This window comes from Kineococcus sp. NPDC059986 (genome assembly GCF_040702905.1).
In the GTDB taxonomy this organism is placed as follows: Bacteria; Actinomycetota; Actinomycetes; order Actinomycetales; family Kineococcaceae; genus Kineococcus.
In genome coordinates, this window is sequence record NZ_JBFBND010000003.1 from 1 (window position 1) to 12986 (window position 12986).

General features: G+C 73.7%; 15 protein-coding genes and 1 pseudogene. 7 read left to right on the top strand and 9 right to left on the bottom strand.

Annotation, left to right across the window (positions count from 1 at the left end):
- Together AB0637_RS03370 and AB0637_RS03375 are read left to right on the top strand one after the other, a co-directional pair.
- Positions 1-135 (top strand): annotated as a pseudogene (locus AB0637_RS03370) (sugar ABC transporter ATP-binding protein); the annotation flags it as partial.
- A gap of 60 nt (positions 136-195) precedes the next feature.
- Positions 196-711, top strand: a complete 516-nt coding sequence (locus AB0637_RS03375; RefSeq protein ID WP_366169758.1) for a hypothetical protein — start codon at positions 196-198, stop codon at positions 709-711.
- Here the strand turns inward: AB0637_RS03375 and AB0637_RS03380 are convergent.
- The 3 genes from AB0637_RS03380 to AB0637_RS03390 form a co-directional block, all read right to left on the bottom strand.
- On the bottom strand, positions 701-1765 hold the full coding sequence (locus AB0637_RS03380) for a GGDEF domain-containing protein (RefSeq protein WP_366169759.1): 1065 nt from the start codon (positions 1763-1765) through the stop codon (positions 701-703). The two genes, AB0637_RS03375 and AB0637_RS03380, sit on opposite strands and share 11 nt — an antisense overlap.
- A 90-nt stretch (positions 1766-1855) precedes the next feature.
- On the bottom strand, positions 1856-2506 hold the full coding sequence (locus AB0637_RS03385) for a haloacid dehalogenase-like hydrolase (protein ID WP_366169760.1): 651 nt from the start codon (positions 2504-2506) through the stop codon (positions 1856-1858).
- A gap of 14 nt (positions 2507-2520) precedes the next feature.
- Positions 2521-3957, bottom strand: a complete 1437-nt coding sequence (locus tag AB0637_RS03390; protein ID WP_366169761.1) for a glucose-6-phosphate dehydrogenase — start codon at positions 3955-3957, stop codon at positions 2521-2523.
- Positions 3958-4030: 73 nt separating this feature from the next.
- Here AB0637_RS03390 and AB0637_RS03395 point away from each other — a divergent pair, with 73 nt between their 5' ends.
- The 3 genes from AB0637_RS03395 to AB0637_RS03405 all read left to right on the top strand — a co-directional run bounded on the left by AB0637_RS03395 (position 4031) and on the right by AB0637_RS03405 (position 5902).
- Complete coding sequence (locus AB0637_RS03395; protein ID WP_366169762.1) at positions 4031-4960, top strand: aldo/keto reductase; 930 nt, start codon at positions 4031-4033, stop codon at positions 4958-4960.
- A 67-nt stretch (positions 4961-5027) separates the two neighbouring features.
- Positions 5028-5315, top strand: a complete 288-nt coding sequence (locus AB0637_RS03400) for a DUF6578 domain-containing protein (protein ID WP_366169763.1) — start codon at positions 5028-5030, stop codon at positions 5313-5315.
- Positions 5312-5902: a hypothetical protein gene (locus AB0637_RS03405; protein WP_366169764.1), complete on the top strand. Its 591-nt coding sequence runs from the start codon at positions 5312-5314 to the stop codon at positions 5900-5902. Before AB0637_RS03400 ends, AB0637_RS03405 begins: the two co-directional genes overlap by 4 nt.
- A 2-nt stretch (positions 5903-5904) precedes the next feature.
- Here AB0637_RS03405 and AB0637_RS03410 read toward each other — a convergent pair whose 3' ends face one another.
- Together AB0637_RS03410 and AB0637_RS03415 are read right to left on the bottom strand one after the other, a co-directional pair.
- On the bottom strand, positions 5905-7470 hold the full coding sequence (locus AB0637_RS03410; protein WP_366169765.1) for an alkaline phosphatase D family protein: 1566 nt from the start codon (positions 7468-7470) through the stop codon (positions 5905-5907).
- Between the two features lie 63 nt (positions 7471-7533).
- Positions 7534-8238, bottom strand: a complete 705-nt coding sequence (locus AB0637_RS03415; protein WP_366169766.1) for an SDR family oxidoreductase — start codon at positions 8236-8238, stop codon at positions 7534-7536.
- 75 nt (positions 8239-8313) lie between these two features.
- On the opposite strand from AB0637_RS03415, the gene AB0637_RS03420 reads away from it, so the two are divergent.
- A complete protein-coding gene (locus tag AB0637_RS03420; protein WP_366169767.1) occupies positions 8314-8697 on the top strand; it encodes a MerR family transcriptional regulator in 384 nt (127 codons plus the stop codon).
- Positions 8694-8915, top strand: coding sequence for a hypothetical protein (locus AB0637_RS03425; protein WP_366169768.1), 222 nt, complete (start codon positions 8694-8696; stop codon positions 8913-8915). The genes AB0637_RS03420 and AB0637_RS03425 overlap by 4 nt, the downstream gene beginning before the upstream one ends.
- On the opposite strand, the gene AB0637_RS03430 is transcribed toward AB0637_RS03425, so the two are convergent.
- From AB0637_RS03430 to pgm, 4 genes are read right to left on the bottom strand one after another with little or no spacing between them, the layout of a single operon-like run.
- Positions 8878-9834, bottom strand: a complete 957-nt coding sequence (locus AB0637_RS03430; RefSeq protein ID WP_366169769.1) for an adenosine deaminase — start codon at positions 9832-9834, stop codon at positions 8878-8880. The two genes, AB0637_RS03425 and AB0637_RS03430, sit on opposite strands and share 38 nt — an antisense overlap.
- Positions 9831-10913: an oxygenase MpaB family protein gene (locus AB0637_RS03435; RefSeq protein ID WP_366169770.1), complete on the bottom strand. Its 1083-nt coding sequence runs from the start codon at positions 10911-10913 to the stop codon at positions 9831-9833. Before AB0637_RS03435 ends, AB0637_RS03430 begins: the two co-directional genes overlap by 4 nt.
- The gene (locus AB0637_RS03440) at positions 10910-11272 is read right to left on the bottom strand and encodes an RNA-binding S4 domain-containing protein (RefSeq protein WP_366169771.1); all 363 of its coding nucleotides are present in this window, start codon (positions 11270-11272) and stop codon (positions 10910-10912) included. The genes AB0637_RS03435 and AB0637_RS03440 overlap by 4 nt, the downstream gene beginning before the upstream one ends.
- 27 nt (positions 11273-11299) lie before the next feature.
- Positions 11300-12955, bottom strand: coding sequence for a phosphoglucomutase (alpha-D-glucose-1,6-bisphosphate-dependent) (gene pgm / locus AB0637_RS03445; protein ID WP_366169772.1), 1656 nt, complete (start codon positions 12953-12955; stop codon positions 11300-11302).
- Between the last annotated feature and the right edge of the window lie 31 nt (positions 12956-12986).

Consider the following 12986-nt stretch of genomic DNA (forward strand, 5'->3'; position numbering starts at 1 on the left):
CGGATCCATGTGCAGCGGTTGGGTCGTCGGGCGGCGGTGATCACTCCGCAGTCGCACACGATGGGTGAGGGTGTGGCCATCATGACCGGCGCCGTCACCGTCCCCACCGAGGACCAGACGGCCCGCTCCGCCTGACGGCCGGACCTCGCAGGGTTCCCGGCGGGGACCCCGCGACCCGGCGGTAGCGTCCCCGGCGTGCAGCCAGCGCAGGACAGCCCAGCCGTGCACGACGCCCGGGACCGGGCGGCCGCCCGGGTGTCGGCCTACCTCTACGGGGACGTCCTCGTGCTCGCGGCGCTCATCGCCCTCGCCCCGGCCGACCTGACCCGGGCCAAGGGCGTCACCTACGTCCTCGGCACGGCCGTCTCGACGTTCGTCGCCCACGTCCTCGCCGACGCGCTCGGGCTGAGCATCCGCTCCGGCCACGTCACCCGGGGCGTCCTCCTGCACGAGGTGCGCGACGCCCTCCCCATCGTCTCCGCGGCCGTCGGTCCGGCGTTGTTGATGGTCCCCGCCCTCACGGGGACCTGGAGCACGTCGCTCGCGCTGGACCTGGCCGTCGCCGTGACCGTCCTGCGCCTCGCGGCGCTCGGCTGGGTCGTCGGCCGCGTCCGAGGGCGGCGACCGTCCGTCCGGACGTTCGCCGCCGGGCTCGTCCTGGCGGCTCTCGGCTGGGGTGCGGCGCTGCTGAAGTACCGCCTCACGCACTGACGCCGACGGCGACGACGCGGTCGCGTCCTGCGCGCTTGGCGGCGTAGAGCGCGGCGTCGGCCACCGCGTACGGGTCGGTTCCGCCGGACGCGGGGGTCAGTGGAGCCGCTCCGGCGCTGACGGACAACGGGACGACGCTGCCGTCGGGCAGGCGCAGCGGAGACCGGCGGACCGCGTCGACGAACTGTTCGGCCCGCCCGGCGGCGGCCTGTGCCGACGTGTCGACGAGCAGGACCGCGAGCTCGTCGCCGCCCATCCGCGCGACGACGTCGCCGGGCCGGCAGCACCCGCGCAGGACGGCCGCCACGTGGACGAGCGCCGCGTCGCCACCGAGGTGGCCGTGGGTGTCGTTGATGTCCTTGAAGCGGTCGAGGTCGAGCAGCACGAGCGCGGCCTGGACCCTCGGCACCGCCCGCAGCCGGGAGGTGGCGTCGTCCAGGACGCGGCGTGTCACCAACCCCGTGAGGGGGTCCACGCCCGCGTGCGCGGCGAGCTGCTCGACGAGCCGCTCCCGGTTCGCCGCGGCCCGACCCAGGACCACGGCGATGACCACGACGAGACCGGAGAGCGCGGTCCCGTCGACCAGCGCCTGCTCCCAGGGCAGCAACAGGACGACGACGACCGCCTCCCCGGCGACGGTGGCGGCCGCCACCAGCGCGGTACCGCCCCAGCGCAGGTGCGTCGCGGCCCAGATGACCGGCACGATGAAGAACACCTGTCCCGTCACCCCCGCATCCCCGCTGGGCAGGTCGAGCTTGACGATGAGCGCGATCCCGAGGAGCGGGACGCACACCACCCACGGTGCGACGACGCCGGCGGGCAGGCGCAGGACGAGGGCCGCCACCCCGAGGACGAGGGCCGTGGAACCGACGGCGGCCGCGTTCGTCCCGTCGGGGGACGTCAGCCCCTGCACGACGAAGCTCGTCAGCATCGCCGACACGATCGTGGCGCACGCCCACCGCTGAGCGGCGCGCGCATCGCGCGGGCTCAGCGATCGGACCAGGGCACCGGTCCACCCCGCGAAGGGGGTGGCCGGTCGGCGCGTGCGCGGCACCCCTCTCCATCGGCGCGTTCGCACCCCCACCGAACGGGGTGGCACCCGGTACCCGCCGGTCGGAGCAACGCCGTCGCGGGGGGTGACCCCTCACCGTGGTGGACCCAGGACCTCCACCGCACCCAGGTGGGCGTGCCAGCGGACGAGGTCGCGCCGTCGCGGCCGGACGAGGTGCGGCGTCCGCGCCGCTCGCAGCAGCGGGAGGTCGCGGAGGCTGTCGCTGTAGGCCTCGTCCACGGGCAGGTCGACGCCCGCCCGGCGCAGCGCCTCGACCTTCGCCTCCCCACGGATCGGGCTCGCCCGCGGAGTCCGCCACCGTCGGTGCTCGTGGGCGGTGGCCACGAGCTCGACGTCGCCCACCCCGAGGGCGTCGAGGACGAGCCGGGCCAGCGGCTCGGCGCAGGCGGTGGCGACGACGACCCGGTCACCGGCCGCCCGGTGGGCGGCGAACCGGTCGAGCGCTTCGCGGACGCCGCCCCCACGCGTGTGCCGCAGCGCGAGCTCACGCCACTGCTGGTGCAGCGCGGCGTCCGTCGTCCCCACGGTGGCCGTCGCGACGACGAGCAGCTCGGCGCGGCGGCGCAGCAGGACCAGGGGCGCGAGGGTGAGGGCCGCCAGGAGGCGCAGCGGTGAGCGCAGCCACCTCCGGAGCAGGAACGCGCCGAAGGCGTCACCGGGGGCGAGAGTGCCGTCGAGGTCGGGGACGACAGTGCGCCGCCGCCCCGGGGGACGACGGCGCACGGACGGGTCCTGCGTCAGGCGCGCTTCTCCGTCAGCCAGCCGTAGGGGGCGGCGATGGCCTCGGCGGCCTCCGGGCCCCACGAGCCGGGTTCGTAGGGGTGCAGCTCGGGACGGTGGTCCAGCATCGGCGCGGCGACCCGCCACGCGTCGCGCAGCCCGGCCGACGTCGTGAAGAGCGCGCGGTCGCCGATGAGCACGTCGCGCAGCAGCGCGGCGTACGGCGGGAGCGGCTCGGCGTTCGGCAGCTCGGCCAGGTCGAGGTAGAGCTTGCCCGGGACCAGGTCGTCGGACACACCCGGGCGGCGGGCCGTGACCCCGGCGAAGAGGGAACCGTTGCCCGACAAGGTGAACGTGAGCGTCTCGGGGGCCGCCTCGTCGTCCTTCAGGGGCGAGTTCAGCGGGCGCTTGAAGACGAGGGTCACGTGCTGGTGGCTTTCGGCGAGCTTCTTGCCGGTGCGCAGGACGAAGGGCACGCCTTGCCAGCGCTCGGTGTCCACCCACACCCGGGCCGCGACGAACGTGTCCGTCGTCGAGCCCTCGCGGACGTCCTTGATCTCCCGGTAGCCCGTGCCCTGCCCGAGAATGACCTCGGCCGGGTCCATGGGACGGAACTTCGCCAGGACCGCCTCGCGCGCGCTGGCGAGGGCGTCCGACGTCCAGTCGGCGGGCGGGTCGAGGGCGACCTCGGCGGCCACCTGCAGCAGGTGCGTGACGAGCATGTCCAGCGTCGCGCCGGTCTCGTCGTAGAAGGTGGCCCGGTCGTCGACGCCGAGGACCTCGGGGACGTCGATCTGGACCTGGGCGACGTGCTCGTTGGACCACAGTTGCTCGATCATCCGGTTGGCGAACCGGATGACGTGCAGCTGCTGCGTCGCCTCCTTGCCGAGGAAGTGGTCGATGCGGAAGACCTGCTGCTCGTCGAAGACCGACAGGACGAGCTGGTCGAGCTCCTCGAAGGACTGCGGCGACGTGCCGTAGGGCTTCTCGTAGACGACGCGGGTGCCGTCGGCGAGGCCGTGCGCAGCGATGGCCTTCGTGTACGACTCGAACGTCGAGGGCGGCAGGGCGAGGTAGTGGACGACCTGCGCGTCCTGTCCGACCTCCTCCTTCGCCGCGGCGATCGCGTCGAGCAGCTCGCCCGGGTCCTCGGCGGTGAAGCCGCCGCCCGCGAAGCGCAGACCGGGCAGGATCGACTCGATGACCTCGTCGGTCACGCCGTTCTTGCCGCGGGCGAACTCCTGCAGGCCGTCGCGGACGTTGTCGCGGTACGTGTCGTCGGGCGTCGCGCGGCGGCCGCTGCCGATGAGGACCCAGCGTTCGGGCAGCAGGTCGGCGGCGGCCAGGGCCGCGAAGCCCGGCATGACGAGCCGCTTGGCCAGGTCACCGCTGGCGCCGTAGACGACGAAGACGGTGGGGCCGGCGCTCGTGGTGGCGCCCAGCGCGTTGTTCATGCGTCTCCACTCGAGACTCGTGGGGGGACTCGCAGACGGGCCCCGTGGTGGGACCCGCGCCTAACCTACCCGCGTGACGAACACCACTCCCTGGGTGCACCGGCTCGGACTGGGCCTGGCCGCGGTCGGTCGACCGGCCTACATCACACTCGGCCGCGAGCAGGACCTAGCCGCGGCACGCTCCGTCGAGGAGCTGCAGGCCCGGTGCCACGACCTGCTCGACGCGGCGTGGGACGCCGGCGTCCGGTACGTCGACGTGGCCCGCTCGTACGGCTACGCCGAGCGCTTCCTCGGCGCCTGGCTCGCCGCCCACCCGGGTCGTCGGGAGCAGCTGACGGTCGGGTCGAAGTGGGGGTACGAGTACGTCGGCGGCTGGTCCCTCGTCGCCGACGTCCACGAGCGCAAGGACCACTCCCTCGCCGTCTTCGAGCGGCAGTGGCCCGAGACGGTGGACGCCCTCGGCGGCCCGCCCGACGTGTACCTCGTCCACTCCGTCACCCCCGACTCCGGCGCCCTCGACGACGAACTCCTGCTGCGCGCCCTCACCGACCTCGCCGCGACGGGCGTGCGGGTCGGGATCTCGACGAGCGGGCCGGCGCAGGGGGCGGTCCTGGAGCGCGCGCTGTCGCTGTCCACGCCCTTCACAGCGGTGCAGTCGACGTGGAACCTCCTCGAGCGTTCCGTCGGGCCGGCCCTCGCCGAGGCGCACGACGCCGGCTGGCTCGTCGTGGTCAAGGAGGGCGTCGCCAACGGACGCCTCGCGGCCCACGGCGCGGACCCGGCGATCAGCGCCCTGGCCGGCGTCGACGGGCAGACCGTCGACGCGTTCGCCCTCGGCGCGGCCCTGGCCCAGCCCTTCGTCGACGTCGTCCTCAGCGGCGCCGTCACGCGGGAGCAGCTGGCGCAGAACCTCGCCGCGCGGCCCCCGGCCGCCGTCCCGGACGGGGTCGTCGAGGCGCCGGGGACGTACTGGGCGACGCGCAGCGCGCTGCCGTGGGGGTGAGCCCAGCCCGACGGACGCCGCGGGAATCCCCTCGCCCCGGTCGACCGGACGTGCCTACGGTGCCCGGGTGGAGGGTGAGGTGGACGTCGGGGTGGACGTCGAGGTCGAGGTGGGCGGCTGGGAGCACGAGTGCTGCGGTGACGCCGTCGAGCGGAGCCAACGGGTCTCGTTCCGGTGCGCACGGGTGAGCGGTGACGACGGGACGAGCCGCCTCGCCGAGACCCACCACGGAGGGTTGGGGACCACTGACCTCGTGCTGGTCGAGGGGCAGGTGAGGCGGATCGAGGCCGTCCTCGAGGGTGGCGCGCGACGACCGGTGCGAAGGCTCCCCGACGGGAACGGGCTGACCCCGTGACCGGCCCCTCCTTCGAGACCTGCGTCGTGTTCATGCTCGGGTACCCGGGCATGGGCAAGCGCACGGTCGGCCGGCACCTCGCCGGGCTGCTCGACGGGGTCCTCGTCGACAACGCCCTCGTGAGCCGGCCGGTCCTGGAACTGTTCCGCTGGGACGGGGTGTTCCCGCTGCCCCCGCAGGTGTGGGACCACGTCGTCCCGATCCGGGACGCGGTGGTCCGGGCGATCGAGGAGATCGCGCCGGCGTCGAACAGCTACGTCTTCACGAACGTGGTCGAGGACGGTCCGGACGCCCCGGAGCAGTACGGCGTGGTGCGGTCCCTCGCCCACCGCCGGGGTTCGCTCTTCCTCGCGGTCGTGCTGACGTGCGACCTCGACGAGCAGGTCAGCCGCATCGACAACCCCGACCGCATCGCCGCGCGCAAGGGCGCCGACCCCGAGGGGTACCGGCGGTACACGCAGACGACGCGGCTGTTCCAGCCCCCGGCGGAGGAGGCCGTGACGATCGACACGACCTCGACCCCGCCGGAGGAGAACGCGCGGCACCTGCTGGCCGTGCTGGGCGAGCGCGGGTTCCGGCCGGCCTGAGGTCAGACCTCGACGGCGCCCGGTCGGCCGTCCTCGACCACGAACTCGCGCCAGGTCGCCGACGGCGCGTCCGGCGTGGACACGGTCGGTGTCATGCGCAGTTCCGTCCGCCACTGGCCGGGCGTCACGGTGCACAGGACGTACCCGCGGCGGTCGCCGTCGAAGAACCTCACCTGGGGGTTGTACGCGATCATGGGGCCGTAGTAGGGCCCGTAGACCTCGCGGTCCCCGTTGGAGGAGATCGACGTCCCGACGAACTCGGTGGCGATGACGGGCGAGTCGGCGGGGCGTTCCACCTGGCGGTGCACGTCGCTGACGAACGTCGAGTGCCAGTCGCCCGTGACGAAGACCGGGTTCGACGCGCGGGAACTCTCCAACGACCGGAACAGGCGTTCGCGGGCGACGGGGTACCCGTCCCAGGAGTCGTGCCAGACGACGTCGCCGGTCGGCCCGTCGTGGTCGAGACCGGCGACCATCACGTTGTTCCCCAGCACGTTCCAGCGGGCCCGGGAGGAGTGCAGCCGGCGGTCCAGCCACCGCTCCTGCTCCCGCCCGAGCATCGTCGCGGCCGGGTCCCGCACCTCGGGTCCCTCCCCCCACGTCCCGGCGGGGACGGTCCGGTACTGGCGCCCGTCGAGGACGCTCAGCGAGGCGAGGGTCCCGAACTCCACTCCGCGGTACAGCCGCAGCCCTCCGTCGGGGCGGGGGATGGAGGCGCGACGCAACGGCTGGTGCTCGTAGTACGCCTGGTAGGCGGCCGCCCGCACGGCCGCGAGGTCGGGCTGCCCCTCGGCGGCCGTCCCGGCGTAGTCGTCGGCGACCTCGTGGTCGTCCCACGTCACGACGAACGGGTGCCGGGCGTGGGCGGCCTGCAGCAGGGGGTCGCTCTTGTAGAGGGCGTACCGCGCGCGCCACTGCTCCAGCGTGCGGGGGGCGGCACGGGCGGGTTCGGGGACGGGGGAGTTCCGGTACCCGCCGCGGGCGTCGACCTCCCCCTCGTAGACGTAGTCGCCCAGGTGCAGGACGAACCCCAGGTCCTGCGCGGCGATGTCCGCGTAGGACGGGTAGTACCCGGAGGCGAAGTCCTGGCACGAGACGAACGCGAAGCGCAGTTCCGGCGGGCATGTCCGCGGGTCGGGAAGGGTGCGCGTCCGGCCGACGGGGGAGACGGCCCGGCGGTACCGGAACTGGTAGTGGTGCTCCCGGTCGGGTCGCAACCCGGTGACCTCGACGTGGACCGAGTGCGCGAGTTCGGGGGCGGCCAGTGCGCGGCCCCGGGCGACCTCGCACCGCATGGCCTCGTCGGTGCAGACGCGCCACTCCACGGGGACCGCGCGACCGCCCATGCCGCCGTCGGCGGCGAAGGGGTCCGGGGCCAGTCGCGTCCACAGCACGACGCCGTCGGCCGTGGGGTCGCCGGACGCGACGCCCAGGGTGAACGGGTCGTCGTCGCGGTGCCGGCCGCTGCTCGCGTCCGCGGGGCTCACCCCCGCGCCGGTGGCGGCGGCGAGCCCGGCGACGGCACCCGTCGCGGCGAGGAACGTGCGTCGGTCGGTGCGGGTGGCCATGCCCGGAGTGTGGTCCGGCTGTGCGCCGGCCAGGTGACCCGCGGGACAACTCCGGGCGAACGGTCAGGCCTTGAGGAACCGTTCGTAGAACTCTCGCGGGTCCTTCGCCAGGGACGCCTTGACCATCTCGCTCCAGTCGTCGACGACGACCTCGAACGCCCCCGCGGCGACGGCGTCGAGGGTCCGTTGCGCGACGTCGGCGGGGTCGGTCTTGGGGCCCTCGAGACCGCGGGCCATCTCGGTGTCGGCTGCCCCGAGGTGGACGGACACGACGTTCGTGCCCTGACCGGCCAGTTCGAAGCGCAGGGCGTTGCTCATGTTCCAGTTCGCGGCCTTCGACACCGCGTACGCACCCGCCCCGGGGAAGGCGAACCACGACAGCGCGGAGGCCACGTTGACGACCGTGCCGCCGCCGTTGGCCGCGAGCACGGGGGCGAAGGCGCGGACCATCGACAGGGTCCCCCAGAAGTTCACGTCCATGTCGGTGCGGACGGCGTCCAGGTCGCCGAGGAGCGTCCCGCCGGCGGAGATCCCGGCGTTGTTCACCAGCAGGTCGACGTCGGACGCCAGTGCGGCTGCGGCCGCCACCGAGGCGGGGTCGGTGATGTCGAGCGCGACGGGGGTGACACCCGGCAGGTCGATCGTCTCCGGACGGCGGGCCGCCGCGTAGACGGTGGCGCCCCGGGCCAGCAGTTCCGTGGCGAAGTGGCGGCCGATGCCGCGGTTGGCGCCGGTGACGAGGGCGGTGGTGGTGTTCCAGGTGGTCATGGCCGCTACGCTAGGACCTGACGCCGACGTCAGGGTCAAGTCCTGAGACGGACGAGTTCGGGAGGGGTGGGCGCGGTGCGCATCGGTGAGGTCGCTCAGCGGTCGGGGGTCAGCGTGCGGGCGCTGCGGTACTACGAGGAGCAGGGTCTCCTGCACTCCGAACGCAGCCCGGGCGGGCAGCGCCACTACGCCGACGCGGCCGTCGACCGGGTCCGGTTCATCCAGAACCTCTACGCCGCCGGGCTCGGCAGCAAGGCCGTCCTGCGGATCCTGCCGTGCATGGACCACGGCGTCCTGACCGACGAGATGCAGGACCGGCTCCTGGCGGAGCGGGCGCGCGTCCAGGCGCAGCTGGAGGAGCTGACCGCCACGCGGGACAAGCTCGACGACGTCATCCGCGCCGGGCAGGCCTACCGCGCGGACCCGTCGGCGCCGGCCCGCTGCGCGGTGGCGTCGTGAGCGCCGGCGGTTCGGACGAGGAGTTCGACGCCCTGCGCCGCGAGGCGTCCCGCAAGGGGTGGACGTTGGAGGCGCCGACGAACCGGCACCCCGGGTACCTGCTCACCAGCGGCAAGCCGGGGGAGAAGGACGCGCGCATCGCGTTCGGTGCCGCTGGCCCCGTCCTCACTCTCGCGGAGGTCAGGTCGTGGCTGGCGGACCTGCCCAGGTCGCGCTGAGGCTGTTGCGCGCCAACTGGTCCAGGTCGTCGTCGGACAGGTCCAGGGCATCCTGGACGGCGCGGTAGTTGTCGGCGACGTAGCCCCCGAAGTAGCCGGGGTCGTCGGAGTTCACGGTGACGAGGACGCCGGCGTCGAGCAACGTCCGGAGCGGGTGGGTCGCCAGGTCGGGGGTGACCTGCAGGCGTTGGTTCGACAGCGGGCACATCGTCAGGGGGACCTGGTCGCGGGCCAGCAGGGCGACGAGGTCGGGGTCCTCGACGGACCGGACCCCGTGGTCGATGCGCTGCACACCCACGTCGAGGGCCTCCCGGACGTACTCCGGTCCCCCCTCCTCACCGGCGTGCGCGGTGGCGTGGAAACCCCGGTCGCGGACCGTGGCGAAGTACCGCGCGAACCTCGAGGGCGGGTTCCCGAGCTCGGTGGAGCCCAGCCCGAAACCCACGATGCGGTCCGCCCAGGGCATGACGGCGTCGACCATGGCGAGCGCGTCGTCCTCGGTGCGGTGCCGCTGCGCCGACGTGATGAGCGCCGCGTCGATGCCGGTCTCGTCCCGCGCGCGGGCGAACCCGTCGAGGATCCCGTCGAGCTGGTCGGCGAGCGGCACCCCGAGGGCCAGGAACGTCTGCACGCCGAAGAACACCTCGGCCCGCACGACCCCGTCCGCGGCGGCGCGCACCAGGTACCGGTGGGCGAGGTCGGCGAAGTCCTGCCGTTCGCGCAGCACCCGGCAACCGACGAAGAACACGTCGAGGAACGACTGCAGGTCGGTGAACGCGTACGCGGCCCGGACCTCCTCGACGGTGCGCCAGGGCAGGTCCACGTCGTGCTTCCGCGCGAGGTCGAGGAGGTGGTCGGCCTCCAGCGTGCCCTCGAGGTGGACGTGCAGTTCGGCCTTGGGGAGGCCCTCGACCCTCACGCGACGAGCTCGGCGCTCTCGCGCAGGAACCGCCGGTTGGTCCAGATGTTCAGCTCGACCACGGCGTTCCAGACGCGGTCGGAGCGGCGCAGCACGGACAACCCGACCCGGTTCACGGCGGCCGCGACGGGGACGAGCCGGTCGTGCGGGGCCGGGTCACCGAGACCGAGGGCGCGGCCGAGGTCGGGTCCCTGCAGGTGCCGGGCCACGGTGCGGGCGGCGAGGCGGCCCGGGCCCATCGGCACGCGGACGAGGTCGCGCAGTCCGCCGGCGAGGGCCTCGATCCCGGCCTCGGTGAGCACCCGCGAGTCCTCCGACGGCGGCCCGGTGAGCGCGTCGACGCGGCGCAGCAGGTCCGCGGCGGAAGGGCGGTCGACGGCGCCGGCGATGAGCTGGGGTTCCACCCCCAGCAGTCCGCCGAGGAACCGCCAGTACGCGAGGAACTGGGCGTACTCGGAGTCGGTGACCTCGAAGCCGAGCCGGTGCGCGGACCGCGGGGCGACGACCGTGAAGTCCAGCCACGTCCGCACGGAGTCCATCTGGCTGATCGGCAGCACGCCGTCGGCGCTCGCCCCGGCCCGCAGCACCCCACGGCGGACCATCGCGTGCCCCAGGCGGACCCACGACGTCATGACCCAGCCCTCGGCGCCGCGGACGAGGCCGTCGGGCAGCGAGGCCGCCGACAACCAGCGCGCGGTCTCGGTCAGCCGGTGCTGCGTGCCGTGCACGAGCCGTCCGGTGCCCGTGAGGACCGCCGCCGGACCCGGCGGGCGGTACGAGCTGATGAGCGCACCCGCGCCGACGTCGAACACGTGCACGGCCAACGGCGCCGTGAACGTCGCACGGGCACCGGCGGCGACGAGGTCGGGGTCACCCGAGTCCGCCAGCCGTTCCTGCTCGGCGACGAACGCCCGGACGGCGGGGTGCTGCGCCGCCGAGGAGCCCTCCCGCAGCGCCAGGGCGAACTCGCCCCGGACCGCGGGGTCGTCGAGCACGGCGTCGGCCACCGCGTCGGCGAGGTCGTCTCCGCGCCGCTGGGCGGCGGTCAGGTCCTCCGGCGTGGGCAGGTCGTGCGTCACCGTCGTCCTCGCAGTTCGTCCATCTCCCGCCGGTCGCGCTTCGTCGGCCGGCCCGCGCCACGCTCGCGCGTGCCGAAGGCGCCGAAGAACTCGTCCCGGGGCGGCGGGGGTGGGGAGTGGTCGACGTACGCCGCCTGAGCCAGGGGAGCACTCACGCGCTTGTCCAGCAACCGGACGACTTCGAAGACCTTCTCGTAGCCCTCGGCCCGGACGCGCACGACGTCCCCGACGTGGACGCTCGTCGCGGGTTTCGCCCGCTCGTCGTTCACCCGCACGTGCCCGGCCTTCACCGCGGCGGACGCGAGCGACCGGCTCTTGTAGAGCCGGACCGCCCACGTCCACGCGTCGATCCTCGTCATGCGACTCCTGTGCGACTGCTGGGACGGCTACTTCCCGGACAGCACGCCGTCGACCAGTTCCTGGGCCTCGTGCTGGACGTGGCGCAGGTGGTCGGCGCCCTTGAAGGACTCGGCGTAGATCTTGTAGACGTCCTCGGTGCCGGACGGGCGGGCGGCGAACCACGCCGACTCCGTCACGACCTTCAACCCGCCGATCCCCGCACCGTTGCCCGGCGCCTCCGTGAGCTTGCTCACGATGGGTTCCCCGGCGAGTTCCGTCGCGGACACCTGGTCGGCCGACAGCTTCGACAGCGTGGCCTTCTGCTCGCGCGTCGCGGCGGCGTCGGAGCGGACGTACTGCGGGCGACCGAACCTCTCGACGAGGTCGCCGTAGTGCTGGCTGGGCGTGCGACCGGTGACCGCGGTGATCTCCGAGGCGAGCAGGGCCAGCAGGATGCCGTCCTTGTCGGTGCTCCACACCGAGCCGTCCTTGCGAAGGAACGAGGCGCCCGCGGACTCCTCGCCGCCGAACCCGACCGAGGCGTCGAGCAGGCCAGGGACGAACCACTTGAACCCGACGGGGACCTCGAGGAGCGTGCGGCCCAGCGACTGCGCGACCCGGTCGATCATCGAGCTCGACACCAGCGTCTTGCCGATCGCGGCGCCGGCCGGCCAGTCCTTGCGGGAGGAGAACAGGTACTGGATCGCCACGGCGAGGTAGTGGTTCGGGTTCATGAGCCCGGCGTCGGGGGTGACGATGCCGTGCCGGTCGGAGTCGGCGTCGTTCCCGGTGGCGATCTGGAACTCCGAGCGCCGGTCGATGACCGAGTGCATCGCCGACGGGGAGGAGCAGTCCATCCGGATCTTGCCGTCCCAGTCCAGCGTCATGAAGCGCCAGGTCGGGTCGACGAGGGGGTTGACGACGGTGAGGTCGATGCGGTGCCGGTCGGCGATGGCCTGCCAGAACTCCACGCTCGCGCCGCCGAGCGGGTCGGCGCCGATGCGGATGCCCGCGTCGCGGATCGCGTCGATGTCCAGCACGTTGGGCAGGTCGTCGACGTAGGTGCCGAGGAAGTCGTAGCCCTGCGCGGCGGCGCGGGCCTTCGCGAACGGGATCCGGCGGACGCCGTCGAGACCGGCCTCGAGGTAGGCGTTCGCCTTCGCCGCGATCCAGCCGGTGGCGTCGGTGTCGGCCGGGCCGCCGTTCGGCGGGTTGTACTTGAACCCGCCGTCGCGGGGCGGGTTGTGCGAGGGCGTCACGACGATGCCGTCGGCCAGACCGGAACCCGTCGTGCGGATCGTGCGGCCGTCGCGGTTGGCGGCGAGGATCGCGTGCGAGACGGCCGGCGTCGGCGTCCAGGAGTCGCGGTCGTCGACGAGGACGGTGACGTCGTTCGCGCCGAGGACCTCCAGGGCGGAGACCCAGGCGGGTTCGGACAGCGCGTGGGTGTCGCGGCCGATGAACAGCGGGCCGTCGTAACCCTGCTCGCGGCGGTAGTCGACGATCGCCTGGGTGGTGGCGAGGATGTGGTCCTCGTTGAAGGCCGCGTCCAGGCTCGACCCGCGGTGCCCCGACGTGCCGAAGGCCACGCGCTGGCCGACGTCGGACGGGTCGGGCTTGGTGGCGTAGTAGGCCGTGACGACGTGCGCGACGTCGATGAGGTCCGAGGGTTGGGCGTGCTGTCCTGCGCGGGGGTTCGTCATGGCTTCCTCGTCACTCCTGGGCTCCGGCTGG